The sequence below is a fragment of the Roseibium aquae genome (assembly GCF_008711285.1).
Lineage (GTDB): Bacteria > Pseudomonadota > Alphaproteobacteria > Rhizobiales > Stappiaceae > Roseibium > Roseibium aquae.
Window position 1 is genome coordinate 181,697 of sequence record NZ_VXDC01000005.1, and the last position, 24,727, is coordinate 206,423.

General features: G+C 60.6%; 23 protein-coding genes and 1 tRNA gene. 15 read left to right on the forward strand and 9 right to left on the reverse strand.

Annotation, left to right across the window (positions count from 1 at the left end; translation table 11 throughout):
* Window positions 1-4 precede the first annotated feature (4 nt).
* The 6 genes from F0184_RS09695 (at window position 5) to F0184_RS09720 (ending at window position 9,232) form a co-directional block, all read left to right on the forward strand.
* Complete coding sequence (locus tag F0184_RS09695; protein WP_150495984.1) at window positions 5-742, forward strand: nucleotidyltransferase family protein; 738 nt, start codon at window positions 5-7, stop codon at window positions 740-742.
* Complete coding sequence (gene addB / locus F0184_RS09700) at window positions 717-3,902, forward strand: double-strand break repair protein AddB (protein ID WP_208998409.1); 3,186 nt, start codon at window positions 717-719, stop codon at window positions 3,900-3,902. The genes F0184_RS09695 and addB overlap by 26 nt, the downstream gene beginning before the upstream one ends.
* Window positions 3,899-7,417 carry a double-strand break repair helicase AddA gene (gene addA / locus F0184_RS09705; RefSeq protein WP_150495985.1) on the forward strand — a complete coding sequence of 1,173 codons (3,519 nt, stop codon included), beginning with the start codon at window positions 3,899-3,901 and terminating at the stop codon, window positions 7,415-7,417. Before addB ends, addA begins: the two co-directional genes overlap by 4 nt.
* Before the next feature lie 86 nt (window positions 7,418-7,503).
* A complete protein-coding gene (gene trxA, locus F0184_RS09710; protein WP_150495986.1) occupies window positions 7,504-7,824 on the forward strand; it encodes a thioredoxin in 321 nt (106 codons plus the stop codon).
* A gap of 115 nt (window positions 7,825-7,939) precedes the next feature.
* Window positions 7,940-8,572 (forward strand): nucleotide exchange factor GrpE, encoded by a 633-nt coding sequence (grpE, locus tag F0184_RS09715; protein WP_150495987.1) that lies wholly within the window; start codon window positions 7,940-7,942, stop codon window positions 8,570-8,572.
* Between the two features lie 39 nt (window positions 8,573-8,611).
* Window positions 8,612-9,232, forward strand: a complete 621-nt coding sequence (locus tag F0184_RS09720; protein ID WP_150495988.1) for a trimeric intracellular cation channel family protein — start codon at window positions 8,612-8,614, stop codon at window positions 9,230-9,232.
* A 145-nt stretch (window positions 9,233-9,377) separates the two neighbouring features.
* On the opposite strand, the gene F0184_RS09725 is transcribed toward F0184_RS09720, so the two are convergent.
* The 5 genes from F0184_RS09725 to F0184_RS09745 all read right to left on the reverse strand — a co-directional run bounded on the left by F0184_RS09725 (window position 9,378) and on the right by F0184_RS09745 (window position 12,852).
* Window positions 9,378-10,295, reverse strand: coding sequence for an ornithine cyclodeaminase (locus F0184_RS09725; RefSeq protein ID WP_150495989.1), 918 nt, complete (start codon window positions 10,293-10,295; stop codon window positions 9,378-9,380).
* 7 nt (window positions 10,296-10,302) lie between these two features.
* Window positions 10,303-10,671, reverse strand: coding sequence for a LapA family protein (locus tag F0184_RS09730; RefSeq protein WP_150495990.1), 369 nt, complete (start codon window positions 10,669-10,671; stop codon window positions 10,303-10,305).
* Between the two features lie 88 nt (window positions 10,672-10,759).
* On the reverse strand, window positions 10,760-11,065 hold the full coding sequence (ihfB, locus tag F0184_RS09735) for an integration host factor subunit beta (protein WP_150495991.1): 306 nt from the start codon (window positions 11,063-11,065) through the stop codon (window positions 10,760-10,762).
* Window positions 11,062-12,075 (reverse strand): signal peptide peptidase SppA, encoded by a 1,014-nt coding sequence (sppA, locus tag F0184_RS09740; RefSeq protein WP_150495992.1) that lies wholly within the window; start codon window positions 12,073-12,075, stop codon window positions 11,062-11,064. Before sppA ends, ihfB begins: the two co-directional genes overlap by 4 nt.
* 348 nt (window positions 12,076-12,423) lie before the next feature.
* Complete coding sequence (locus F0184_RS09745; RefSeq protein WP_150495993.1) at window positions 12,424-12,852, reverse strand: FKBP-type peptidyl-prolyl cis-trans isomerase; 429 nt, start codon at window positions 12,850-12,852, stop codon at window positions 12,424-12,426.
* Window positions 12,853-13,073: 221 nt separating this feature from the next.
* Between F0184_RS09745 and F0184_RS09750 the strand changes: the two genes are divergently transcribed.
* On the forward strand, window positions 13,074-13,580 hold the full coding sequence (locus F0184_RS09750) for a hypothetical protein (protein ID WP_150495994.1): 507 nt from the start codon (window positions 13,074-13,076) through the stop codon (window positions 13,578-13,580).
* Between the two features lie 93 nt (window positions 13,581-13,673).
* Here the strand turns inward: F0184_RS09750 and rpsA are convergent, their stop codons facing one another.
* From rpsA to aroA, 3 genes are all read right to left on the reverse strand, one after another.
* Window positions 13,674-15,371 carry a 30S ribosomal protein S1 gene (gene rpsA, locus F0184_RS09755; RefSeq protein ID WP_150495995.1) on the reverse strand — a complete coding sequence of 566 codons (1,698 nt, stop codon included), beginning with the start codon at window positions 15,369-15,371 and terminating at the stop codon, window positions 13,674-13,676.
* A gap of 275 nt (window positions 15,372-15,646) precedes the next feature.
* Window positions 15,647-16,267: a (d)CMP kinase gene (gene cmk, locus F0184_RS09760; RefSeq protein WP_150495996.1), complete on the reverse strand. Its 621-nt coding sequence runs from the start codon at window positions 16,265-16,267 to the stop codon at window positions 15,647-15,649.
* Entirely contained in the window at window positions 16,264-17,619 is a 1,356-nt protein-coding gene (gene aroA / locus F0184_RS09765; protein ID WP_172972065.1) for a 3-phosphoshikimate 1-carboxyvinyltransferase, read from the reverse strand. Before aroA ends, cmk begins: the two co-directional genes overlap by 4 nt.
* A gap of 222 nt (window positions 17,620-17,841) precedes the next feature.
* Between aroA and F0184_RS09770 the strand changes: the two genes are divergently transcribed.
* The 7 genes from F0184_RS09770 (at window position 17,842) to F0184_RS09800 (ending at window position 23,856) form a co-directional block, all read left to right on the forward strand.
* Window positions 17,842-18,237, forward strand: coding sequence for a TIGR02300 family protein (locus F0184_RS09770; protein WP_150495997.1), 396 nt, complete (start codon window positions 17,842-17,844; stop codon window positions 18,235-18,237).
* 151 nt (window positions 18,238-18,388) lie between these two features.
* Window positions 18,389-18,464: transfer RNA gene (locus tag F0184_RS09775), tRNA-Ala, on the forward strand.
* A gap of 183 nt (window positions 18,465-18,647) precedes the next feature.
* Window positions 18,648-19,076, forward strand: coding sequence for a YqaA family protein (locus F0184_RS09780; RefSeq protein WP_244299096.1), 429 nt, complete (start codon window positions 18,648-18,650; stop codon window positions 19,074-19,076).
* 524 nt (window positions 19,077-19,600) lie between these two features.
* Complete coding sequence (locus tag F0184_RS09785) at window positions 19,601-20,911, forward strand: extracellular solute-binding protein (protein WP_150495998.1); 1,311 nt, start codon at window positions 19,601-19,603, stop codon at window positions 20,909-20,911.
* Window positions 20,912-21,030: 119 nt separating this feature from the next.
* Window positions 21,031-21,912 carry an ABC transporter permease subunit gene (locus F0184_RS09790; RefSeq protein WP_150495999.1) on the forward strand — a complete coding sequence of 294 codons (882 nt, stop codon included), beginning with the start codon at window positions 21,031-21,033 and terminating at the stop codon, window positions 21,910-21,912.
* A gap of 11 nt (window positions 21,913-21,923) precedes the next feature.
* Window positions 21,924-22,766: a sn-glycerol-3-phosphate ABC transporter permease UgpE gene (gene ugpE / locus F0184_RS09795; protein WP_150496000.1), complete on the forward strand. Its 843-nt coding sequence runs from the start codon at window positions 21,924-21,926 to the stop codon at window positions 22,764-22,766.
* 7 nt (window positions 22,767-22,773) lie between these two features.
* Window positions 22,774-23,856: a sn-glycerol-3-phosphate import ATP-binding protein UgpC gene (locus F0184_RS09800; RefSeq protein WP_150496001.1), complete on the forward strand. Its 1,083-nt coding sequence runs from the start codon at window positions 22,774-22,776 to the stop codon at window positions 23,854-23,856.
* Here F0184_RS09800 and F0184_RS09805 read toward each other — a convergent pair.
* Window positions 23,846-24,205 (reverse strand): MmcQ/YjbR family DNA-binding protein, encoded by a 360-nt coding sequence (locus F0184_RS09805; RefSeq protein ID WP_150496002.1) that lies wholly within the window; start codon window positions 24,203-24,205, stop codon window positions 23,846-23,848. The genes F0184_RS09800 and F0184_RS09805 overlap by 11 nt on opposite strands.
* An 81-nt stretch (window positions 24,206-24,286) precedes the next feature.
* Between F0184_RS09805 and F0184_RS09810 the strand changes: the two genes are divergently transcribed.
* The gene (locus F0184_RS09810; protein ID WP_150496003.1) at window positions 24,287-24,715 is read left to right on the forward strand and encodes an Hsp20 family protein; all 429 of its coding nucleotides are present in this window, start codon (window positions 24,287-24,289) and stop codon (window positions 24,713-24,715) included.
* Window positions 24,716-24,727: the final 12 nt, after the last annotated feature.

Here is a 24,727-nt window from a genome sequence, read left to right on the forward strand (position 1 = left end):
GGTGATGGAGAAAGGTCGGTTTCGGCCTAAACGTGCGATGATCCTGGCGGCGGGCCGGGGAAAGCGCATGCGCCCCTTGACCGCCACGACGCCAAAGCCGCTCATCGAGGTCAATGGACGATCCCTGATCCATCACGGCCTCGACAGGTTGGCCGCGGCCGGGGTTGAGGTATGTGTCGTCAATGTGCACTACCTCGCCGATCTGGTGGAGGTTCATGTCCGCCGGCGGCAGGACATAGACATCCTGATATCTGACGAGCGCGCCGAATTGCTGGACACGGGCGGCGGCATCAAGAAGGCGCTGCCGCTGCTTGGAGGCGATCCGTTTTTCCAGTTGAACGCGGATACCTCCTACTGGATCGAAGGTGTCAAACCGAACTTGGAGCATCTGGTCGATGCTTGGGACGAAAACCGTATGGATGCGCTGCTTCTGGTCGCGGAAACGGTCAAGGCGGTCGGATATGACAGCGGACGCGGTGACTTCGATATGGCCAAGGACGGGTCCCTGACCCGCCGCCGCGAGCGGAACGTCGCGCCCTTCGCCTATGCGGGCGCCGCTATCCTGCATCCCAGATTGTTTGAGGATGCGCCGGAAGGCGCGTTTTCGATGAACCTGCTTTTCGACAGGGCGATCGAAAGCGGCCGCCTGTTCGGTGTCCAGATGGAAGGGGTTTGGCTGCATATCGGAACACCGGAAGCCATTCGGGAAGCGGAATATGCCGTTCGAGAGAGCGCCGCTTGAGCCGATGCCCGATCCGAAAACCGAACCCGTTTCACACCTTCCGCGCGTCTTTACCATCCCGCCATCCGTTCCGTTTCTGAAAACGCTGGCGGAGGCGCTGGTTGAGGGACGGCTCGTTCCCGGCTTCCGGCCGAAAGACGATCCGCTGCTTTTGTCCAGCGTGACCCTCTACCTCCCCACGCGCCGCGCGGCGCGCTTGTTGCCCGATATTTTTCAGGAGCTTTTTGCGGGAACGCCGGTGCTGCTGCCCGACATCCGGCCGGTCGGCGATACGGAAGAGGACGCATTGGCGCTGTTTGGGCAGGGGGATCTTGAGCCCCTGCCGCCCGCCATGCCGGTTCTCGAGCGGCATCTTGCCATGACGCGGCTGGTCCTGGCCTGGAAGGGAGCACTGCGCCGGGAGGTACTCCAGCTTGGCCTCGACGAACCGCTTGGCGTTCCTGCGTCCGCCGCCGATGCGGCCTGGCTTGCGGGCGATCTCCTGTCGCTGATGGACGAGATGGAAACCGAGGAGGCCGACTGGTCCGAACTGGCCGGCCTGGTTCCCGAAGATCATGCGAGATATTGGCAAATCACGCTGGATTTCCTTCGGATCGTGCAGGAGGCCTGGCCGGCGCACTTGCAGGAGCGCGGCATGATGGATCCGAAAGCGCGCCGGTCCGCCCTGATCCGCCTGGAAGCGGACCGGCTTCGCACGGCGCCTGTCCGCGGGCCGGTGATCGTGGCCGGTGTGACGGGATCCGTTCCCGCCACTGCGGAGCTGTTGAAGGCGGTTGCGTCCGTTGAGCACGGTGCCATCGTGTTGCCTGGGCTGGACCGGCATCTGGACCCTCCGTCCTGGGGCCTTTTGGACGGCGGGCGGAAAGCGGATGGAAAGACGCAAAGCGCTTACGCCGCCCACCCGCAATACTCCCTCAAGCGCTTGTTGAAAACGCTGTCGGTCGAGTGTGAAAATGTTCAGGCGCTGAGCGCACCTTTACCTGCGGATCTCGAAGAGCGGGAATGGCTTGTGTCCGAAGCCATGCGCCCGGCGGAAACCTCTGAGGCCTGGAGTTCGTTTCTGGATGGCGGCGTCCGGGCGAAGGCGCAAATGGCATTGGCTCGGGTCGAGCTTCTGACCGCTCGCAATGAGGCCGAGGAAGCCCTGGCCATATCCATTGCTTTGCGGGAAGCCCTTGAACGCGGGCAAACCGCGGCGCTGATATCGCCGGATCGGTTCCTCACCCGGCGGGTTGCGACGGAACTCGCCCGCTGGAGAATCGAGGTCGATGACAGCGCCGGACGTCCTCTCGATCAGACGCCCCCGGCCATTCTGGCGGTGCTAACCGCGAAGATCGCGTTTGGCGGGTGCGATCCGATCGACCTGCTCAGTCTTTTGAAACATCCTCTCTGCCGGCTCGGATTGCCGGTCAAGGATGTGCGTGCGGCGGCGCGCGCGCTCGAGCGGGGTGTCTTGCGCGGGCCGCGCGCGGCTTCTGGAACGGCTGGCTTGCGGGCGGCCGTGCTGGCTGCACAAGCCGCGGCGGAAGCCGCGAGGCGCGAACCGCCCCGTTGGAAGAAGGTCCATGACACGGATTGGTCCGTCATGGTCGATCTGGTGGACCGGCTTGCAGAGGCCATCGACCCCCTTGAGGCTCTCGCTGAGTCGGAGATGGCGTTTCCGGTCCACGTTCTTGCGGAGGCCCACGCCAAAGCGGTCAGCGCGATTGCGCGCGATGAAAACGGTTCTTCGGAGGAATTGTTCGCGGAGGAGGCGGGCGAGGTTTTCGCCAACTTCCTGATCGAACTGGTCAATGTGCAAGACAGCGGTCTGACGCTGGCGCCGGGGGACTGGCCGGCTGTCCTTCTGGCGCTGATGGCGGGCCATGCGGTCCGCCGCCGATTGCCGGGGGACCCCCGGATTCAAATTCTCGGGCCCATGGAAGCCCGTCTTCAAACCTTTGACCGCGTGGTGCTGGGAGGTCTCAACGAAGGAACATGGCCGCAGAAGACCCGCAATGATCCTTGGCTCAACAGGCCGATGAAGGGGGATCTCGGGCTCGATCCTCCCGAGCGGCGCATAGGAGCCGGTGCCCACGACTTTTGCATGGGGCTCGGGGCGCAACATGTGATCCTGGCACGGGCCGCCCGTTCCGATGGGGCGCCTACGGTCGCATCGCGCTGGCTGCAACGGCTGTTGACCCTGGCCGGACCGGATCTGGCCGCGGAAATGGAGGCGCGCGGACGGCGGTATACGGAGCTTGCCGGGATTATCGACCGGCCGGAAGGCCCGGTGAGGCTCGCCGAGCGCCCCAATCCGAAACCGGTTCTGGCTGCCCGGCCCAAGCGTCTGTCGGTCACCGAGATCGAGCTTCTCATTCGCGATCCCTACGCGATCTTTGCCCGTCATGTTCTCGAGCTTTTTCCTGTGGAACCGATTGGAGGCGAACCGGGAGCGGCGGAGAAGGGCACCATCATTCACGATGCCCTGGCGGAGTTCCTCGACAACTGGACCGGCCCCTTCGATCCGTCGGCCGTGGCGGAATTGTTGCGCGTAGGTGAGCACCACTTCCGCCCGCTGGACGCCTTTCCCGCCATCCGGGCGCTGTGGTGGCCGCGGTTTCAGCGCATTGCCGAAGGGTTCGTGGCGTTCGAGGCGGCAAGGGCACCAAAGGTCCGCGAACGCTTTCTGGAGGTCTCTGGGAGCGTCTCGTTCCTGCTGCCCGGACTGGAGTTCCGTCTGGCTGGCCGGGCCGACCGGATCGACCTTCTGGAGGATGGCCGGCTGGCGATCCTCGACTACAAGACGGGGCAGGCCCCGTCCCTCAAACAGGTCCAGGCTCTGCTGGCTCCGCAATTGCCCCTGGAAGCAGCGATGATTGCGCGAAACGGTTTCAAGGATGTGCCGGGCGACCGGCCGGTCGCCGAGTTTCTCTATGTCGGGCTCAAGGGCGGTTCGGATCCCGTGATTCCTGTTCCGGTCACACCGAAGGATATGGACCCTATGGCGCTTGGCGAGGAAGCCTGGAAGCGGCTGGAGGCCTTGATTGTCCATTATGCGCAGGCGGATACCGGCTATCTCTCCCGGGCACGGGTCTTAAAGAAGCGCGACACATACGGCACCTATGACCATCTCGCGAGGGTTGCGGAATGGTCGACAGCCGTAGAGGGGGATGAGTGAGCGGCTTTCAGGTTCCCGAACTGACACGGCAGCGGCAGGACCTGGCGTCGCAGCCGCGGGCCTCGGCCTGGGTGAGCGCCAATGCAGGGTCGGGAAAAACCTTCGTGCTTTCCCGCCGGGTGGTTCGCCTCTTGCTGGATGGGACCGCGCCATCCCGGATCCTGGCACTCACCTTCACAAAGGCGGCGGCCGCCGAAATGGCGACGCGGGTCTTCAAGATTCTCGGCTCCTGGGTCACGATGGATGACGCGGCGCTGGCTGACGAACTCTCGGCGATCGAGGGGGCATCGCCCGATGCCGAGCGGATCGCCTTCGCGCGCCGGCTCTTCGCGCAGGCTCTCGAAACACCCGGCGGTCTGAAGATCCAGACCATCCATGGTTTTTGCGAAGCGTTGCTGCATCAGTTTCCCCTTGAGGCCAATGTCGCCGGACACTTCACGGTGCTGGATGACCGGATTGCCGTCGAACTGATGGCCGAAGCCCGCGCGGCCGTCCTGCATGAGGCTGAAACCCGTTCCGACAGCGATCTCGGCCAGTCACTCACCCGTGTGATCGACCTGATGAGTGACGGCGGAGCCCAGAAGGCCCTGGACGAGTTGATCCAGAACCGGGACAAGCTCAGCCAGTGGGTGTCGGATGCCGGCGGCCTGTCCGCCGCGGTCGAAGCGCTCGCTGACGATCTTCGCGTCCCGCGGCAGGCCGACGTGGACGAGATCGATCGGCAGGTGCGCGATTACAGTGTGATCACCCCGGCATTGTGGCGCACCTATGCCGAGGCGCTGGCTTCGGGCAGCAAGAAAGATCAGGAAAAGGGGGAGCGGTTCGCAAGAGCGCTCGAACTTGACGATACCGGCCAATTCAACAGGAACTGGTTTCCGATCTTCCTGACCAAAGACCGCGCGCCACTGAAAACCCTCGTCACAAAAAAAACGGCCGAAAACTTCCCCGATATGGTGGCCGGTCTCGAGGCCGAGCAGGACAGGCTTGTGCGGCTGCTCGAAGAGCGAAAGGCGGTCGTGACCTATTGTGGAACGGAAGCTTTGCTCCGGTTGGCCCATGCGGTGATCGCCCGGTACGAAGCCGCCAAAACGGCACGCGGACTTCTGGATTTCGAGGATCTTGTCGTCAAGACCGCGCGGCTTCTGGAGCGCTCGGATGCGGCTTCGTGGGTGCAATACAAACTCGACCAGGGCCTTGATCATATTCTGGTCGATGAAGCGCAAGACACGAGCCCGCGCCAATGGCAAGTGGTCAGCGCGCTCGCCGGCGAGTTCTTTTCCGGAGAAGGGAGCAGTCCGCGCACGCGCACCCTGTTTGCCGTCGGCGATGAAAAGCAGTCGATTTATTCGTTCCAGGGCGCTGTGCCGGCTTATTTCGATGAAATGCGCAGGAGGTTCGCCAACCGGGCCGCAGGCGCGCAGCACACGTTTCACTCCGTCGATCTGCAGTTGTCGTTCCGCTCCACCCCGGATGTGCTGGGTGCCGTGGACCTTGTTTTCAAGGAGGAAGCGGTCCATCGCGGGTTGTCGCAAGAGGTGAAGCCGCCGGTTCATGAGGCTATCCGCAAGGATGCGGGTCTGGTGGAAATCTGGCCCCTCGAACAGGAAACGGAAGTCAGCGAGCCGGAAGACTGGCGCGCCCCGATCGACAGTCTGGGGAGTGGCGCCCCGCCCGTGCGTGTCGCGCGCCGGATTGCGGACACAATCCGCACCTGGATACGGGACGGCGAAGCGGACGCGGGTGACATCATGATCCTTGTTCGCAAGCGCTGCGCATTCGTCGACATCCTGAACCGGGAGCTGAAGCAGGCTGGTATTCCCGTGGCGGGCAGCGACCGTCTGGTTCTGACCGAGCATATCGCCGTTCAGGATCTTGCCGCGCTTGGCCGGTTCTTGCTTTTGTCGGAAGACGACCTGTCTCTGGCGAGCATTCTCAAAAGCCCTTTGTTCGACCTCGACGATGAGGCGCTCCTTGAGATCGCCCGGCAAGACAACGGCGAGCGGCGGCCTGGAACCCTGTGGCAAAGCCTGGTTGCGAAATCCGGGCAGAGCCCCCGCTGGACCGCGGTGCGTGAGCGGCTGGAAACATGGCGCGCCCGGGCCGATTTCATGCCGCCGTTCGAGTTTTTCGCCCGATTGCTTTCGGCCGACGGCGGAAGGCAGAAGTTCCGATCCCGGCTGGGGGCCGAAGTGGACGATGTCCTCGACGAGTTTCTTGCCCTGACCCTCGCTTATGAGCAGGCCGGAACGCCTGGACTGGAAGGGTTTCTGGCCTGGATGTCGGCGGCGCCAACTCAAATCAAGCGCGAGCTGAGCAGCACCAAGGGCCTCGTCCGGGTGATGACCGTGCATGGCTCCAAAGGACTGGAGGCCAAAACAGTCATACTGGTGGACAGATGCAGCAAGCCCGTGACGGCGGCCCATGACCCGGCGTTCTTGCCGAAGCTCCGATTCGACAATCCCCTGCTGCCGCCCGCACTTGTTTGGGTTCCGGTCAAGGACGACCGGATTGGCTGGCATCAGGACGCCCTTGCCGAGCTTCATGCGGCGCAGGAAGAAGAATACCGGCGGCTCCTGTATGTGGCCCTGACCCGGGCGGAGGAGCGGATTGTTGTCTGCGGGTGGGAGCCCAAGGGCGGGGTTCCGGAAAACTGCTGGTATTCGTTGATCGGGCGGGCCCTGCGCCCGACTGCACAGGAAGTGCTGGACGCGGATGGACATGTGGCTGCATGGCACTGGCGGAAGGCGGCCGCAAGTGCGTCCCCGGCCAAGCCGGCAGAAGATAAAAAGACGTTCGCAGCGGGCCGCCCGTCAAAGGCCGGGGACGTGCCGGAGTGGTTGTGGTCGCCGGTTGCGCCGGCAAAGCGAAAACGCCGCCTGCAGCCCTCAAGGGTATTCGAAGAGATGGAGGAAAAATCCGGGATAACCCCGCCAAGCGCGGCCTTCCTGCTCGAGGGGCGGTTGGCGTCCCAAAAAAATCTGTCAATGGAGCGCGGCCGGATCATTCACCGGCTGTTGGAATTGTTGCCGGACATTGCTCCGGAGGGCCGTGCGGACGCTGTGGCGCGGTTTCTGCGCGGCGCCCTGCCGGAAGAGTATGCGGATCAAATCCCTGCCATGTCGGATCAGGTGCAGGCGGTTCTGGCGGATCCCGATTTTGCGGTGCTGCTCGATGCGCCCGGCCGTGCCGAAGTTCCGGTCGCCGGTCAAATCACGACCCAGCAGGGTGAGGAGATTTCGGTATCGGGACAGATCGATCGCTTGATCGACCTGCCGGACGAAGTCCTGATCGTCGACTACAAGACTGGGGCCCATGTGCCCCGAACGCTCGACGAGGTTCCTCAAGATTATGTGATGCAGCTGGCTGTGTATCAGGCGCTTCTGGCCAGGGTCTTCCCCGGCCGTACCGTGAACGCGGCTTTGTTGTGGACCGCTGAACCGGTGCTCCAGCGTGTTCCCTCAGCCCGCCTTAAAGCGGTGTTTGGCGGGTTGAAGGCGGAGACCGGGCCAACTTGACGCGGGCGGCGCGGCTCCCTACCTTCGGCTCAACGTTACGCGGAGCATGATCGCGCGCTGTTCATTCGAAGAAAGAGATAGAACCCATGGCAACCAATACAGTCACAGATGCGACCTTCGAAGCGGAAGTCCTGAACTCCTCCGAACCGGTCGTCGTCGATTTTTGGGCCGAGTGGTGCGGTCCTTGCAAAATGATCGCCCCGGCATTGGAAGAAATTTCCAATGAAATGGCCGGAAAGGTGAAGATCGCCAAGATCAATATCGATGAGAATCAGAACATGGCGATGAAATATGGCGTCCGCTCGATTCCGATGCTCATCATGTTCAAGAACGGCGAGCCTATGGCGCAGCAGGTTGGCGCTGCTCCCAAGGGCAAGCTGGAGGACTGGATCAAGACGTCTCTCTAGTTGCCGGCGGTCTTTGGCCGCAAAACCTCTGTTGCGGTCGGACATGCAGCTTGCATATCCGGCCGTTTGCATTGATACGGGGGCACCCCCGGCCCAACACAGTTATGGATACTCCATGAGCGACGAAACGCAAAATCAGGATCCGGCTTTCGAAGAGGATCAAGGCACAGACGCGCCGGGAAATGGCGCCAACTTGGAGGCTGGCCCGGATCTGGAAGGGCTGCAGGCCGAAAATGCCGAACTGAAAGACCGGATGTTGCGGACGATGGCCGAGATGGAAAATCTCCGCCGGCGCACGGAAAAGGAAGTGACGGACGCGCGGCAGTACGCCGTCTCGAGTTTCGCACGCGACATGCTCACGATCAGCGACAATCTCAGCCGCGCGCTGGAGTTTCTGCCGGAAGACGAGCGCCGCAATGCGGATGCCGGACTAGCCTCTCTCATCGAGGGGGTGGAGATGACCGAGCGGGAGTTGCTCAAGCAGCTTGAAAAACACGGTGTGGTGAAACTCGATCCCGAGGGGCAGAAATTCGACCCGAATTTCCACCAGGCGATGTTTGAGGTCCCGAACCCCGATGTCCCCAATGGTACGGTGGTGCAAGTGGTGCAGGCGGGCTACCGGATCGGCGAGCGGGTGCTCCGGCCCGCCATGGTGGGCGTGGCCAAGGGTGGACCGAAAGAAGGCGCCCCGGCGTCCGGCCAAAAGGACGCTGGCGGACCTGGGCAAACAGTCGACAAGAGCGCGTGACCGGGCCGGACCCGGCGCGATAAAAAGACACAGGGCGCGATGCTGCTTCAGATCCTCGATTATCTCGGCGTCGCGGTCTTTGCCGTTGCCGGAAGCATTGTCGCGTCACGGCGCGGCCTTGATTTTATCGCGTTCTTGTTTTTTGCCACCCTGACTGGAATTGGCGGCGGCACCCTGCGCGATTTGCTGCTTGGGGTGCCGGTGTTCTGGACGGTGGACGAACGCTACCTTCTGGTGTGTCTGGCCGTCAGCATCTTCATGTGGTTCTTTGCCCACCACATTGAGCGGCTCGGCAAGCCCGTGCGCTGGGCGGATGCCTGCGGTCTTGCCGCCTACTCCGTGATGGGCGCCGCAAAGGCCATGTCGGTGGGGGATACGGTTCTGGTCGCCGTTTTGATGGGGGTTGCCACAGCAACCTTCGGCGGGATCCTGAGGGACACCGTCGCCGGTGAACCGTCTGCAATCATGAAACCGGAGCTGTATGTCAGCGCCGCGTTTGCCGGGGCGGGAAGCTACGTCGCGCTGACGCTGCTGGGCTTCAACATCTGGATCGCCGCACTGGCCGGGATCGTCCTTGCGCTGTTCCTCAGGGGAGGCGCGATAGAGCGCGGCTGGACCTTGCCGGTATACAAAAGCAGGTCTCCCAAAGAGCCGAACTGACCCGCGCGTTTGATCCCAATCGATCGGCCGTCCGGTATTGGAGACTTCGGCTCTGACGGCGGCGGCCGCTTGAACGGCCGGTACACGAAACCCTGCCCGCTTCCCTTCTCGTGAGATTGGGTAAGTGACGGTCCGCGGAGTGCCTTCACGTCCGCAGGAAAATGTGTCCGGCGGTCGCCAGATCGGCAAGCCCGGTGCTGGGCCCGCAAGAAAACAGGGTTTGCTGGCTGTAGTAGCGCCGCCCTGCCTTTTCGCCGCGGGCAACCTCATGAAGGTCTGCCGCCACTTCGTGTTGCTGCGCAAGGGGGGCCTGCGTACGGTCGGCTGTAAACAATCGGCAGGTTTCCAAGACAGCGCCGGGTAGTGCACCGTTTTCCCTCAGCAGATCGATGTGAACGCCGGCAGGGACGTCTTCGGCGACCTCCGCAAGATCGCCTGGGGTCGCGGCCACAATGATATCGGCTCCCGCCGCGGCCGCTTTGAGGTCCTCGGTATGCCCGATCGTCAAAGCGGCACCGGCGGTGCGTGAGGACAAGTGCTTTGCCGTGTGCACTCTCTCCACGCCGGCTACGAGGACCGAGCGGAGATTTCGGACGGAGGAGTGGGCGGAAAGAAGCCAGGGCAAAACCGGATGATGACCGATAACCAAAAGTCTTTCACTATCCTCCCGCGAGAAGTAACTGGAGGCCAGAGCGTGGACCGCGGCTTTTCGCCAGAGCGCCATGTGACGGCCGTCCAGCATGGCGACCGGCTGTCCGGCATGTCCGGAAAACAAGAGATAGATCCCGGATCCGGGCAGGTTGTCAACCGGATCAGACCCGTCAAATGTGATATCGAGCGAAATCTGGCATCCAATATATCCCCGGTCGGTATGGCCCTGGGTCTGGAAATCCGTCCAGGCCGGCAAGGCACGCAGAACCCCCGCGGACCCGGGCGGGCGGGGGATTTGGAATGTTGCCGGGGGAGGCGCAAGCGCTGAAGACCGGTAGGCCCGCCGCATCGTTTCGATCAGATCACGATGGCCTAGAACGGCGTCGATTTCACCACCGGAGACGATCCGCATGGGCTGTTCATGCGGCGCGCTGATTTGCCGGGCCGGACAGCTTCTTCAAAGCAGGGTCGCCTGGCAAGGCCGTTTGGGCCATATCGCGGAGCTGATCGGCTTCCCGATGCCACTTGTCCGCTTCCTGCCGCTTTGCGCGTGCTTCCTTGCGCCACTTGCCCTGCTTGGCCCAGGCGCCCATTCCGCCCAACACAATCCCCAGCCCCAGGCTCGCGAAGATGACCCAGAAAAGAGGAACATCGGGAATGGTCAGTCTCGGGTCTTGCGGGTCGAACGGGTTCAGCGCGATCGAAACCGTTTGGCGATTGGCGACGGACAAGGGCACGAGCACGACAGCTACAGCGAAGAGAATGAGTTTCTTTACGAAGCCCGTCATCGAGGTCTCCTGTTGATCGCGGGTGAGCTGCAGCGAATACGGCTAACAAGCCTTAAGAGGATTTGAGGAGCGCTGCAAGCGCGCGCGGTCAGTCGTCCTTGTCTCCATGGTCGACGCCGTCATTCAGGCGCATGCGCATTTCTTTCCCGGTCTTGAAAAAGGGAACGAATTTCTCGTCGACCTCGACCTTCTGGCCTGTCCGGGGGTTCCGGCCAATGCGCGCAGGACGGTTTTTTACTGAAAAGGCGCCGAACCCCCGCAATTCCACGCGGTCACCGCGCATCAGCGCTTCGGTGATCTCATCGAGTATGGCGTTTACAATATTTTCGACATCCCTTTGGTAAAGATGAGGGTTTTGTTCGGCAATATGTTGAACCAATTCCGATTTTATCATTGGGCTTCCCCTTGCACTGGCATGCCGTCAGTCGCAGACCCCGGAGCGTGCCAAACCGATACGAGACCGTCAAGCATAAGGCCACGGGGAATCAGCCCTTTAGCCCCTTCCGCCGATCCCAGAAACCCGGTTGCGAGCCCTTCTCCAAGACTGTCGGCAACACGGGACAGGAAGGGAAGGTCGAGGTCGTCGTCCTGAACGGACCATGTCAGAACGGGCAGGTCCGCCGGAACGTTGCGTTCGCTCTCCAGCCATGAAATGGCTGCGGCCTCGCCTCCAATCGCATCGATCAGACCGTTTTCATGGGCGGTCTGGCCAATAAAGATCCGTCCATCGGCAAGGGCGCGGGCCTGTTGCTCATCAAGGCCCCGCCGGTCGGCGACCAGCCGGACGAACCAATCGTAGCTGCCCATGACCAGATCCGACAGCATGTCCTTGGCGTCGTTCGTCGCGGGTGAATAAAAGTCCGGTTCAGCCTTGAGTTCCGAGCTTTTGACCGCATCAATATCTACGCCGATGGTGTCCAGCAGCTTCTCCGCGTTGCCGAATTGGAACAACACCCCGATCGAGCCGGTGATGGAATTGTATCGGGCCACAGTATGGTCGGCGGCAATGGCCACCATGTAGCCGGCGGAGGCCCCAACGGTCCGGATTTCGCTGACAACCGGTTTTTTTCCGGCCAGTTGCCGCAAGGCTTCGAAAAGCACCTCCCCACCGGTTGTTGTTCCTCCCGGCGAGTTCACGGAAACAATCACGCCCTGAACGGTCCGGCTATCGCCGATGCGTTCGATCATCCGGGTCAGCCCGCGATCCTCGACGATCACACCATCAATGGCGATGCGGGCAATGTGAGGGGCCCGTTTCGTTTCGCCGCTGAACTGGCCGGTAGAATAGACAAGACCGAAGATCAGGAACGCGGCGATGAGGACAAAGGTCACGATCCGCCAGAAGCTCAGTTTTCGGCGCATGCGACGGCGATCTACCAGTGCGTCGACATCGGCTGAAGACATTGGGCCCGGGTCTCCGTTCAAGAATTCAAGGCATAAGCGCCCCTAAATAGGGACAGCCCGAGGGAAAAAGCAAATCTTTTGAGTGACAAACACTGCCGCGCTTCAAAATGCCCGGGGCTTGTCGAGGCTCAGTTCGACGACAAGGCCGGATGATCTCCTTCTCCTGAGAAGGTTCGTAGGAGCGTCTCGACGGATCATCGGCCTGCTCTCGTTCCAGAACCCTGTCTTCCAGGCTCCACCGCGCTCCGCCCCCAGCACAGGCCTGAAGATTAGGTATTGGACAGGCGGCAGCTTTGCCAGCGGTTTGAGCCCGGGGCTTGCCCGGGCTTTGAAAAACGGCTGTGGCTGTCAGTTCACCGCGACCAGTTGAATGTCGAAGGTCAGGTCTTGCCCGGCGAGCGGATGGTTGGCGTCGAGCACGACTTCATTGTCGTTGACCGCAACAACCACGACCGACATTGTTTGGCCATTTTCGGTTTGGGCTTGAAGGCGTGTGCCTGGCTCCAGCGGAATGCCATCGGGGATCTGGGCGCGCGGAACGGCTTGCTGCGCATTCGGATCATGCGGGCCGTAAGCGTCCTTGCATTCGATCGTGACCGTTTTTTGATCACCGACCTGCATGCCGGGAATGGCGCTGTCGAGGCCGGGAATGATTTGTCCGCTGCCAACGGTAAACTCGAGAGGATCACGGCCTTGCGAGCTGTCGAAGATCGATCCGTCGTTCAATGTACCGGTGTAGTGCAAGCGAACCTTGTCGCCGGTTTTGGCTTCGGTCATGTGCGTTTCGCAATTCTGTCTGGGAGGTGAGTTTGGAGGCCGCCCCGATCTGCCGGACGGGTTCTCCGCGAGGATGCAAGCCTAGTACATTCGAAACGCGAACGAAACCTTGGGAAACTGCACAGGCTTGAACCGTCAGATCGGTTTGGCGACACTCAGGGCGGGCCCCGGCGGCATGATGGGTATTCGGGGTATCTCATGGAATGCGTCGGGAGAGGGGAATGCAGGCACCGCGGAAGAGTTTGAAAATACTCCACAGCCTTGCGGCATCGGGGCTTGTGGGAGGTCTTGCCGTGATCATCGTTCTGTTATCCGCCGGGCCACCGCCGGGCAGCGAAGGGTATCAAACCCTCAGGGATACGCTGAGCGCCATCAGCCGCTATATCTTGCTGCCGTCGCTCGGCGTGGCGCTTGTCTCTGGATTGTTTTCCATGGCTGTCCACACACCGTTCATGGAAATGCGCTGGGTTTGGATTAAGGCGCTGATGGGCATCTTGATGTTCAAGGGTATCTTGACCGTGGATGGCGTCAGCGCGGATATCGGCGCCATGGCGACGCGCCGCTTGGCAGGTGATGGGCTGCCCGATCGCCTGTTATCGGAGACCCTGTTTCATGAGTGGGCGCTTCTGTGGGTAATGCTGGTCCTGTGTGTGGCCAATGTCGTTCTGGGTGTCTGGCGGCCCTTGTTCAGGCGCTTGAGGCACCGAAGAACCAGCATGCAAGCCTGACCGTTGAGCCGTTTCTCTTTGTCGACCAGACACAAAAAAGCCCGGCGCAGTGGCCGGGCTTTCGGGTTTTGAAACGAACAGGGGCGGAACGCCTTAGTCGTCGCTGGCCTGCTTGAGGGCCGCACCCAGGATATCGCCCAGGGACGCGCCGCTGTCGGAGGAGCCGTACTGAGCGACAGCTTCCTTTTCTTCGGCGATTTCCAGAGCCTTGATCGACACGGCAACCTTGCGGGTCTTCTTGTCGAACTGGGTGATGCGGGCGTCGAACTTGTCGCCCACGGAGAACTTCTCCGGGCGCTGCTCTTCTCGGTCGCGTGACAGATCTGCCCGACGGATAAAGGCTGTCAGGTCGCTGTCCGCGATCTTCACATCCAGGCCGCCGTCCTTGATCTCGACGACTTCACAGGTGACGATCGCATTCTTGCGAAGTTCACCGGCTGCCCCGGACTCCATCGGGTCGCCGCCAAGCTGCTTAATGCCGAGCGAGATCCGCTCTTTTTCGACGTCGACGTCAAGCACAACGGCGCGAACCATGTCGCCCTTCTTGTACTCGTCGATGACCTGCTCGCCCGGACGGTTCCAGTCAAGATCGCTCAGGTGCACCATGCCGTCCACGTCGCCGTCAAGGCCAATGAAGAGACCGAACTCGGTCTTGTTCTTCACTTCGCCTTCCACTTCGGTGTTGATCGGGAACTGCTCGGCAAAGGCATCCCACGGGTTCTGCAGGGTCTGCTTGAGGCCGAGGGAGATCCGCCGCTTGACCGGATCAACTTCCAGGATCATCACTTCGACTTCCTGGGACGTGGAAACGATCTTGCCCGGATGGACGTTTTTCTTCGTCCAGGACATTTCGGAAACGTGGATCAGGCCTTCGATGCCCGGCTCCAGTTCGACGAATGCACCGTAGTCGGTGATGTTGGTCACACGGCCGGTGAACTTGGCTTCGATCGGGTATTTGGCTTCGATGCCATCCCACGGGTCGGTCTCAAGCTGCTTCATGCCAAGGCTGATGCGATGCGTGTCTTGATTGACGCGGATGATCTGAACCCTGACCGTCTGGCCGATGGTGAGCACTTCCGACGGATGGTTGATGCGGCGCCACGCGATGTCGGTGACGTGCAGCAGGCCGTCGATGCCGCCGAGATCGACGAATGCACCATAATCGGTGATGTTCTTGACCACACCCTCGACCGTCTGACCTTCTTCCAGGCTTTGAACCAGCTCGGAACGCTGTTCGGCGCGGGTCTCTTCCAGAACGACGCGGCGCGACACAACAATGTTGCCCCGGCGCTTGTCCATTTTCAGGATCTGGAACGGCTGCGGCGTGTGCATCAGCGGAGTGACGTCGCGCACCGGACGGATGTCGACCTGCGAGCGCGGCAAGAAGGCTACGGCACCGTCGAGGTCCACGGTGAAGCCACCCTTGACCTGGTTGAAAATCTGGCCGGTGACTTTCTCGTTGGCTTCGAAAGCCACTTCGAGACGAACCCAGCTTTCTTCGCGGCGGGCTTTCTCGCGGGACAGGACGGCCTCGCCCAGAGCATTTTCAACGCGCTCAAGGTAGACTTCGACCTCATCGCCGACCTTCATGTCGCCGTCGCGGCCCTTGGCGCCGAATTCCTTCAGCGGCACGCGGCCTTCCACTTTCAAGCCGACGTCGATAACCGCAAGATCTTTCTCGATTGCGACGACGGTCCCTTTGACCACGGCCCCTTCGTAAAGGTCGGTCTGGGTGAATGACTCTTCGAGAAGAGCCGCAAAATCCTCTGTCGAGGGATTGAAATCAGACATTTAATCTCCTGGCGCCATGTCTGGCGAACCGCCGGCGGGTTGGTGTTGCAAATGGGATCCGCGGTCGCCCGGGAGATGCTGAGCGCTCTCCTTCCCTCACTTCGCTGAAACAGCAGAAGCAATGGGCCGGCGGTCGGACGACGTTGGATCCGGTCTTCAAGTCAAGGCGCCAATGGCGCCGAATTCCAAATGCAAGGCGGCTTTTCGCGGGGCCGGGCAACCAAAATCATAACGCAAAAGGGGGCGCGCCGCTCGGACGAACCCCAACGTTAGGCTCAGGTAGCGCGGGACACGATATCGACCGCAGCCTTGAACGCGCTCTCTATATCCATTTCCGTCGTATCAAGCAAGTGTGCATCCTCAGCGGGACGCATGGGGGCGACGGTCCGCTTGCTGTCGCGCTCGTCCCGCCGCCTGAGATCGTCCAAAACAGATGTGTAGTTAGCGTCCTGGCCCTTCGACAACAGCTCGTCGGTCCTGCGTCTTGCGCGGGCCTCGGCAGATGCCGTGACGAACAGCTTCACGTCGGCATCGGGACACACCACCGTGCCGATATCCCGGCCGTCCAGGACGGCGCCCGGCGGCGTTTCAGCGAAGCGCTTTTGAAGGTGGACAAGCTCTTCCCGCAATCCGCCCAAGACGGCAACCCGCGAGGCGGCCTCCCCGATTTCGTGGGAGGACAGGACGCCTTTGTCCAGATGCGCTAGATCCAGATGCCGCGCGATCTCAAGCGCGACATCCTCGTCGCCCAAGGGCAGGCCCTTGGCCAAAAGAGCTGCGGCCACCGCCCGGTAGGTCAGGCCCGTGTCCAGGTGGCGAAGCTCGTAATGGTCCGCCAGCCGCCGGGCGAGCGTGCCCTTTCCTGATGCGGCCGGCCCGTCGATTGCGATGATCATGCCGCCTCGCTTTCGCTCTGTGCGATCCGCGCGCCCAGCTGGTTGAACAGCGGGGCAAATGTCGGAAAGCTGGTGTCTATGACCGCCCCATCGTCAACCGTGACCGGTTTGTCGGCCGCCATCCCCAGGACGAGAAATGCCATGGCGATGCGGTGATCGAGGTGGGTGGTGACAGTGCCGCCACCGATCGCAGCCACACCGCCCGTGACGGTCAGCGTGTCTTCGCCTTCCACGCATGGAATGCCATTGGCTTCCAAACCCCGGGCCACGGCCGCGAGGCGGTCGGATTCCTTCACCCGCAGTTCTTCCAGGCCGGTCATGTGGGTCTCACCCTCGGCAAAGGCCGCGGCGATCGCGAGAACCGGATATTCATCAATCATCGAGGGGGCGCGGCTGGCTGGCACCGTAATGCCTGTCAACTTGCTGGCGCGGACACGAAGATCACCGATGTCCTCCCCACCCGACACGCGTCTGTCGACGATTTCGATATCGCCGCCCATCTCGAGCAGCGTGGTGATCAGTCCCGTCCGGTGCTCGTTCAAGAGGACGTTCTGGATGGTCACATCCGACCCGGGAACGATCAGCGCCGCTACCAGCGCGAAAGCCGCCGAGGACGGGTCGCCGGGGACGATGATGTCCTGCGGTTTGAGCTCTGGCTGGCCGGTCAGACGGATAACCCGCTCGCCGGCGTCGTTGACGCTGACATCGATCTCGGCGCCGAACCCTTTCAGCATCTTCTCGGTATGATCGCGCGTCGGCACCGGCTCGATCACGGTTGTGATGCCGGGGGCGTTCAGGCCGGCGAGAAGCAACGCCGATTTGACCTGGGCCGAGGGGACGGGAACGCGGTAGGTCAGGGGCAGGGCCTGCTTGGCGCCGCGGATAGATGCGGGCAACCGGTCTCCGGACCGCGCAACCACGGTGGTCCCCATTTCCCGCAACGGGTCCAGGACGCGTCCCATGGGACGTTTGGACAGCGAGGCATCGCCGATAAAGGTGGCTGCGATGTCGTGGGTTCCGAAAATACCCATCGTCAGGCGGACGCCGGTACCTGCATTGCCGAAATCGATCACGCCTTCTGGCTCAAGAAGGCTGCCAAGGCCGATGCCGTCGACCGTGTATGATCCTGCCGCAGTCTTCTCGATGGTCGCGCCGACCGCGCGCATGGCGTTGGCGGTGGCCATGACGTCCTCGGATTCAAGCAGTCCCTCGACGGTGGTGCGCCCCACGGCCAGGGCGCCGAACATCAAGGACCGGTGGGAAATGGACTTGTCTCCGGGCACGGTTATCTGTCCGGTCAAAGGACCGGTTTTGTGCGCTGTCAGGGGTTTGGGCGCGGATGCATGAGCCATGCAAGGGGTTCCAACGATTTGTCTGCCAAAAAAGGGGTCATTTCGTATCATGTGGATCAGCGCGCGTCATCTGCTTCATGCCTTGAAATTTCGGTGGAGGCGTGCAGAACAGATGACGGATGAGCGAAACGGCGCGTTTTTGCTTTGACAGACCGGCGATCTTGGCGATAAGGGGCGCCGCAAATCACGAAAACAATCGAAAGCAATCGAAGGGTAAGCACAGTGGCAAAACCTGAACTTGGCACAAAGCGACTGTGCCCGAGCTGTGGCGCAAAATATTACGATCTGAACCGGGATCCTATTACTTGTCCAAAATGCGGCACGATTTTCCAGGTCGTCATGACGTCCCGTGCAGCCAAGGCGGCCAAGGCCGCGAAGGAAATCGAGGACGAAGATGACGAGGACGTGGACGTCGATGCGCCCGAAATCGTGACCCTCGACGAAGCGGATTCGGAAGCCGAAGGTGTGTCCGATGATGTGCCGGATCTCGAGGACGATGAGGTCGAGATCGACGACGACGACACGGAAGCGGACGATGTCTTCATCGACGAAGATGATGAAAGCGAAGACGACGTTCCTGGAATTCGTGTGGAAATCGACGAGGATCCGGACCGCTAAACTCTTGTTTTTCCATTCGTATTATGTGGATTTTTGATATCCACAAAGCGTTTGGAAACTTGCGACATTTTCTGCTTGATCATTGGAGGCGGGCTGACTATGTTCCGCCTCCATCAAGACCGGTGACCCAAGCCGGTCGTGAACATGGTTCGGGGCCATAGCTCAGTTGGGAGAGCGCTACAATGGCATTGTAGAGGTCAGGGGTTCGACTCCCCTTGGCTCCACCACTTCCACCATTTACCGGTTACCATTTGATCTTTGGCATTAGTCCAGAGCGGAGCTGTCTGCGCGAATGAACCGGTTTGATCCTTGGTTTCGCGTCCGGCATGGGCGGCGCCGGGTTGAAATCCCAGCTGCAGGCATCATCGCTCTTTCGTCCCGCATTCCTTGGTTCAGAGTGGGAAGATCGCGTGGCATCTGAAAGCCTTGCCCTGTTCTTGGCGGCCTTCCTGGCTGCGACACTGGTTCCCGCTCAGTCCGAATTGGGATTGGCGGTTCTGGCCACACGGTCCCCTGACAAGGCTTGGCTTTTTCTCGCCGTGGCCAGTCTCGGCAACACCCTTGGATCCGTCGTGAATTGGGGGCTCGGGCAAGGCCTTGCCCGGTTTCAGGACCGGCGCTGGTTTCCGTTCAAGCCAAGCCAGATCGCGGCGGCGCGGAGGCGGTATGCCCGGTTCGGCTACTGGAGCTTGCTTTTAAGCTGGGTGCCGGTGGTCGGGGATCCGCTGACACTGATTGCCGGTGTCATGAAAGAGCCGCTGTGGCGCTTCCTGCTGCTCGTCGCGTTCGCGAAAACGGCCCGCTACGTCACCGTGCTTTGGGCGGCGTCTCTGTTCTGACCCGGGCCCCTGATCGTCCTTCGGTTCAAGCGGTCCGGTGCGATCTGACGGTCAGGCAGGTTGCAATGGGGCGGTGATACTGGCGCTGCTTTCCCAAGACTCTCCCTCTACGACATGGCCGGGAGGCCCGTCATCCAATGTTCATATGAACTCTGATGCGGCAATCTGGAGCCGATCACGCTGCTCGCTGCGCCACGAAAGGGCGCTTTGAAGCGAACAGGCTCTGGATGAGCGGGGCCGGGAAGCCCGGATTCATAACGGTTTTGAACAAGAACTGCGGTCATGCGCCGGGATGAGAAAGGGCTCGCGCCGTGTCCGGAAGCCGCCACAGGACTGGGTTGAAAATCTTCCTCCTGGGCATTTCCGTGTTGTAAAACGTTCACATGAACGACATAAGATGTTCATATGAAAAAAATAGAACGTTTCGGGCAATTCAAAACCTGAAGGGCACCCCTGTTTATGGGGCGCTTAAACGTCAGTCATATGAAACCGGGGAACCCGCCCCGCGATTTGGGAGCAATGAAATGGCTATTCGCAAAACTGTCGCCAGCGTCGTTGCCGCAGCTGCCCTGCTCGGCACCTCAACGGTCTCTTACGCAGCAACCGAAATCTCCTGGTGGCACGCCATGGGCGGTGCGCTTGGCGACGCCGTGAATGAAATGGCAACCGCCTACAATGCGTCGCAGGACGCGTGCGTGATCACGCCGTCATACAAGGGCGGCTACGAAGACACGTTGACAGCAGGCATCGCCGCATTCCGCGCTGGCGAGCAGCCGAACGTCATTCAGGTGTTCGACGCCGGTGCCGCGACCATCATCGGTGCCAAGGGCGCTGTGATCCCGGCTCAGACCATTCTGCAAGAGGCTGGTGTTGAGTTCGACATCAACGACTATATCGAAGGTGTGCGGAATTTTTACGCAGACAGCGATGGCACGATGATCGGCATGCCGTTCAACTCGTCCACGCCGATCCTCTACACCAACGAGGAAGCCCTTCAGAAGGCCGGTGTTGAGGCTCCGAAAACTTGGGAAGAGTTCCAGGAAATCGCTCCCAAGCTGAAAGAAGCCGGTTATGTGCCGTTGGCTCAGTCCCACCTGCCGTGGATTTTCACTGAGAACTTCAAGTCCCGCCATAACCTCCAGTTCGCGACCAACAACAATGGTTACGACGGCGCCACCGGCACACAGTTGATCTTCGGTGAGCCGATCAAGGCGCATTTTACCGCTGTTAAAGAGTGGCTCGACAACGATCTGTTCGCCTGGTACGGCACTGGCTGGAGCGACAACCAGACCCCGTTCAATGAAGGCAAGGTTGCCATGTGGCTTGGGTCTTCCGGGTCCTTCGCCGGCATCCAGCAAACCGTTGAATTCCCATTTTCCGCGACGTTCCTGCCTTACTGGGATGCGGTTGAGGGTGCGGGAACCGGCACTTTCATCGGTGGTGCAGCCCTGTTCGCCATGTCCGGCAAGCCGGACGAAGAGAACAAGTGCGTTGCGTCCTTCTTCGAATACCTGAGCTCGCCGGAAGTCCAGTACACCTGGCACCGTGACACCGGCTATGTGCCGATCACCAACGCTGCTTATGAGCTGGCCAAAGAAGACGGCCACTATGAGCGCTTCCCGGCCGCTGAGGTTGGTATCCAGCAGCTAACCCTTCCGGGCGGTGAGTGGACCAAGGGCTACCGTATGGGCTTTTACGTCCAGATCCGTGACGTGATGAACCGTGAGTATGGCCGCATCCTGACCGGTGAAACCGACGTGGAAACAGCCTTCGCCACGATTGAGGAAGAGGGCAACCGTCTTCTCGAGCGGTTCGCCAAGACCATCGAAAACTAAGCTTTGGTTCTATCGAATGCATGGGGGCGCGCCTGCGCCCCCATCTTTTTAGGGCGCATGCCCATTTGTCCATTTGCGTTGTCGGTTGACGGCGCAAACGCCGAAAGCCGGACCCGGTCATGAAAAAGGTTCAGTTCACTTCGCTCTCCATGCCGTACCTGCTGCTGTTTCCGCAGCTTGCGATTGTCGGTATATTTTTCTTGTGGCCCGCTGCCGAGGCGGTGCGGTCTTCCTTTTATCTGGAAGACCCGTTCGGCTTTGGATCGACCTTCGTCGGCTTCGACAACTTTGTCGATACGGTCACCTCCTCCGACTATGGCCGAACTGCGCGGTTTACGGCCGTTTTCACGTTCTTCGTGACGTTTCTTTCCCTTGCGATCGCCCTCTTGCTCGCGGTGAAGGCGGACAAGGTGCTGCGTGGCGCGTCGACCTATAAAACCTTGCTCATGTGGGTGTATGCCGTAGCGCCGCCCGTGGCGGGTCTCATCGGGTTGTTGTTGTTCGACCAGCATGTCGGGCCGATTGTCGACTTCGTTGCGCTGTTCGGCTGGCAAATGCAGATTGGGGTGAACTACTATGACACTGCGACAGCCATGATCATCGTGTCGGTCTGGAAACAGATCCCGATCAATTTCATTTTCTTCCTGTCCGGACTTCAAGGCATCTCGAAGTCGGTTCAGGAAGCTGCAAGCATCGACTGCCGGTCTGGGTTCCGCCGGTTCTGGACGGTCACCTTTCCGCTCCTTGCGCCCACCGGATTCTTCTTGCTGATCATCAACATCACCTATGCGTTCTTCGACACGTTCGGGATTGTCGACGTGATCGTGAAGGCGGAACCTGGGAACAATCCCGTTACCCTGGTCTACAAGGTGTTTCTCGATGGGTTCCGGGGCAACGACCTGGGTGGGTCCTCGGCCCAGTCGGTCATTCTGATGATCCTTGTCTTCATCCTAACAATCGTTCAGTTCCGCCTTATCGAGCGGCGCGTTCACTACACATAGAGGGGTGGGACATGAACCGTCTTAAGCTGTCAGATCACCTGATCCTGATCCTCGGGGTGCTGTTCATGGTGTCCCCCGTGGTGCTGGCCTTCATCACCTCGACCCATGATGCGTTGACGATCTTCCGGTCCGGCCTTCAGTTCACCCCGGGCGACCAGATGGTGGAAAACTATCGGAAGGTGATGTTCGAGGCCGGCGGCTTTACCAAGCAGGTTGACGGCTGGGTAATGCTGCAGAACTCCCTCATCCTCGGGCTCGGTTTCGCTATCGGCAAGATCGTGATCTCGATGCTGGCTGCTTATGCGATCGTCTATTTCCGGTTTCCGCTCGGAAGCCTGTGTTTCTGGATCATTTTTTCCACGCTGCTGCTGCCTCTCGAAGTCCGCATCCTGCCCTCTTACGAGATTGTTCAGTCTCTCGGCATGGTCAACACCTATTCCGGCCTGATTGTGCCGCTGATTGCTTCGGCAACCGCGACCTTCTTCTTCCGGCAGTTTTACATGTCGGTTCCGGACGAACTTCTCGAGGCGGCCCGCATTGACGGGGCCGGCCCGTGGAAGTTTTTCATCGACATCTTGGTTCCGCTTTCCAAGACCATGATCGCAGCGATCTTCATCATCATGTTTGTCTTCGGCTGGAACCAGTATCTATGGCCGACGCTGATCACCACGGACGAGAGCTTCTTTACGCTGGTGCGCGGCATTCGCCAAATTCTTCAAGTTTGGGTGGGGTCGCAGATTCCCGATTACCAGGAGGCCATGGCGCTCGCGATCATTGCGATGCTTCCTCCCGTGATCGTAGTCGTGATCTTCCAGAGCTGGTTTATCAAAGGGCTCGTCGAGAGCGACAAGTGAGGAAACAATGGCAACGATTACTCTCGATACAGTCCGTAAGGTTTATGCCGGGGATGTCGAGGCGGTCAAAGGTGTCTCGATCAATATTGCGGATGGCGAGTTCATCGTTCTGGTCGGCCCCTCGGGCTGCGGCAAATCCACATTGCTGCGGATGATCGCCGGGCTCGAAGACATCACGACCGGTGAGATCAAGATCGCCGACCGGCTCGTGAATAATGTGGATCCGGCCGACCGGGACATCGCGATGGTGTTCCAGAACTATGCGCTTTACCCGCACATGTCGGTCTACAACAATCTTGCCTACGGTCTGAAGAACCGCGGGATGAAGAAGGCGGAGATCGACCGGCGGGTGAAGGAGGCCGCGCGCATCCTTGAAATCGGCGAGTACCTGGACCGGAAGCCGCGGGCCTTGTCCGGTGGCCAGCGCCAGCGTGTCGCAATGGGCCGGGCCATCGTCCGCGAGCCGGCCGCGTTCCTGTTTGATGAACCATTGTCGAACCTAGATGCCAAGTTGCGCGTGCAGATGCGCGTGGAGATCAAGCGTTTGCAACGGTCCCTCGGCACGACCAGCGTGTATGTCACGCACGATCAGCTGGAGGCCATGACCCTTGCCGACCGTCTGGTTGTCTTGAACAAGGGCCAGATCGAACAGATCGGGTCCCCCATCGAGGTCTATGACAATCCGGCTTCAACCTTCGTGGCCAGCTTCATCGGATCACCGGCAATGAATCTTCTGGAGGTGAAAGCCGGGGAAGCAGGTCTCGGCCTGGCAAAAGGAACCGGACTGTCCGCTCCGAACCCGCACGGCAAGCCGGCGTATAAACTGGGGATCCGGCCCGAACATCTTCACGTCGTCGACGGTCAAACGGTCCCGGACGGTCATTTGTCCATCACTGCCACGGTCAATGTTCTGGAGCCGGTGGGCGCTGAAAGCTTTGTATATGCGTCCTTCGCCGATGGCGGGCCAGAAATCGTCATTCGCGTGTCGAGCCATGCCCGTCATCAGCCCGGGTCGACGCTCCAACTGACGGCGGACCCCGCCAATCTGCACTATTTCGACCCCGAAAACGGCCAGAGGCTCACAGGCTGAAGATCCGCAACAGAGCAAGGCCGGGCGTCCGACGAGGGGGCGTCCGGCTGCTCAGGAAGCCGCTCCGCCCTGCGTGAGCGGCTTTCTTTTCGTCCGGCATCCATTTCGATCGCGCGAGATAAGGCGCGGGAAAAAAACCATTTTGATCGATCAGCATCGCGTAGCTGAGATCCGGGCGCTTGAACGATATCTTGTCCGAAGAGCCGGTACGCCCGCTCGAACACAGGGCAAAGATCTTGCCGCCGACTTTTGTAACCGACGTGCCGCCACACTGCGCCACCGAAAGGAGGAGCGCAAGCTGTTCTCGCCCAACGGCCAGCTTCTTGAATAGACGCGGCGCAGTCGCCATATTGTTCTTCAGGGACACGTCTCCCGTCCGGATGCCGCTGCAGGGTCCGGGCAAAAAGGTCGCTATATTAGGACTTTGAGGATGACACGCATGTCAGCGTTTTCCAGCCCGTTTATGCTCGGGTTTGACGACATCGAGCGCGTGCTCGACCGCGTTTCCAAGGCTGCAAATGACGGCTATCCGCCGTACAATATCGAACGCTTGCCGAAGCTGGAAAACCAGGGGGATGTCATTCGCATCACCTTGGCCGTTGCCGGGTTCACGCGGGACCAATTGGATGTTTCCGTTGAAGAGCGCCAGCTTGTGATCCGTGGACGTCAGGTCGACGACAAGTCGCGCGAGTACCTGCATCGGGGCATCGCCGCCCGCCAGTTTCAACGCGCGTTTGTTTTGGCCGAGGGGATCGAGATCCTTGGCGCGGACCTGAAGGACGGCCTTTTGTCCATCGACCTCGCTCGTCCTGAGCCGGAAAGGGTGATCCGGAAAATCGAGATCACCAGCAACGGCTGATACCAAGAACCA

Excerpts from the sequence above, each read along its gene's own strand:
- F0184_RS09750 (WP_150495994.1), top strand. The coding sequence starts at position 13,074 with ATGCAGGCACCGCGGAAGAGTTTGAAAATACTCCACAGCCTTGCGGCA.
- sppA (WP_150495992.1), bottom strand. The coding sequence starts at position 12,075 with ATGTCTTCAGCCGATGTCGACGCACTGGTAGATCGCCGTCGCATGCGC.
- trxA (WP_150495986.1), top strand. The coding sequence starts at position 7,504 with ATGGCAACCAATACAGTCACAGATGCGACCTTCGAAGCGGAAGTCCTG.
- F0184_RS09745 (WP_150495993.1), bottom strand. The coding sequence starts at position 12,852 with ATGACCGAAGCCAAAACCGGCGACAAGGTTCGCTTGCACTACACCGGT.
- F0184_RS09810 (WP_150496003.1), top strand. The coding sequence starts at position 24,287 with ATGACACGCATGTCAGCGTTTTCCAGCCCGTTTATGCTCGGGTTTGAC.
- F0184_RS09790 (WP_150495999.1), top strand. The coding sequence starts at position 21,031 with ATGAAAAAGGTTCAGTTCACTTCGCTCTCCATGCCGTACCTGCTGCTG.
- F0184_RS09785 (WP_150495998.1), top strand. The coding sequence starts at position 19,601 with ATGGCTATTCGCAAAACTGTCGCCAGCGTCGTTGCCGCAGCTGCCCTG.
- ihfB (WP_150495991.1), bottom strand. The coding sequence starts at position 11,065 with ATGATAAAATCGGAATTGGTTCAACATATTGCCGAACAAAACCCTCAT.
- F0184_RS09805 (WP_150496002.1), bottom strand. The coding sequence starts at position 24,205 with ATGGCGACTGCGCCGCGTCTATTCAAGAAGCTGGCCGTTGGGCGAGAA.
- aroA (WP_172972065.1), bottom strand. The coding sequence starts at position 17,619 with ATGGCTCATGCATCCGCGCCCAAACCCCTGACAGCGCACAAAACCGGT.
- grpE (WP_150495987.1), top strand. The coding sequence starts at position 7,940 with ATGAGCGACGAAACGCAAAATCAGGATCCGGCTTTCGAAGAGGATCAA.
- F0184_RS09800 (WP_150496001.1), top strand. The coding sequence starts at position 22,774 with ATGGCAACGATTACTCTCGATACAGTCCGTAAGGTTTATGCCGGGGAT.
- F0184_RS09725 (WP_150495989.1), bottom strand. The coding sequence starts at position 10,295 with ATGCGGATCGTCTCCGGTGGTGAAATCGACGCCGTTCTAGGCCATCGT.
- F0184_RS09695 (WP_150495984.1), top strand. The coding sequence starts at position 5 with ATGGAGAAAGGTCGGTTTCGGCCTAAACGTGCGATGATCCTGGCGGCG.
- F0184_RS09730 (WP_150495990.1), bottom strand. The coding sequence starts at position 10,671 with ATGACGGGCTTCGTAAAGAAACTCATTCTCTTCGCTGTAGCTGTCGTG.
- ugpE (WP_150496000.1), top strand. The coding sequence starts at position 21,924 with ATGAACCGTCTTAAGCTGTCAGATCACCTGATCCTGATCCTCGGGGTG.
- addB (WP_208998409.1), top strand. The coding sequence starts at position 717 with ATGCCGTTCGAGAGAGCGCCGCTTGAGCCGATGCCCGATCCGAAAACC.
- rpsA (WP_150495995.1), bottom strand. The coding sequence starts at position 15,371 with ATGTCTGATTTCAATCCCTCGACAGAGGATTTTGCGGCTCTTCTCGAA.
- cmk (WP_150495996.1), bottom strand. The coding sequence starts at position 16,267 with ATGATCATCGCAATCGACGGGCCGGCCGCATCAGGAAAGGGCACGCTC.
- F0184_RS09720 (WP_150495988.1), top strand. The coding sequence starts at position 8,612 with ATGCTGCTTCAGATCCTCGATTATCTCGGCGTCGCGGTCTTTGCCGTT.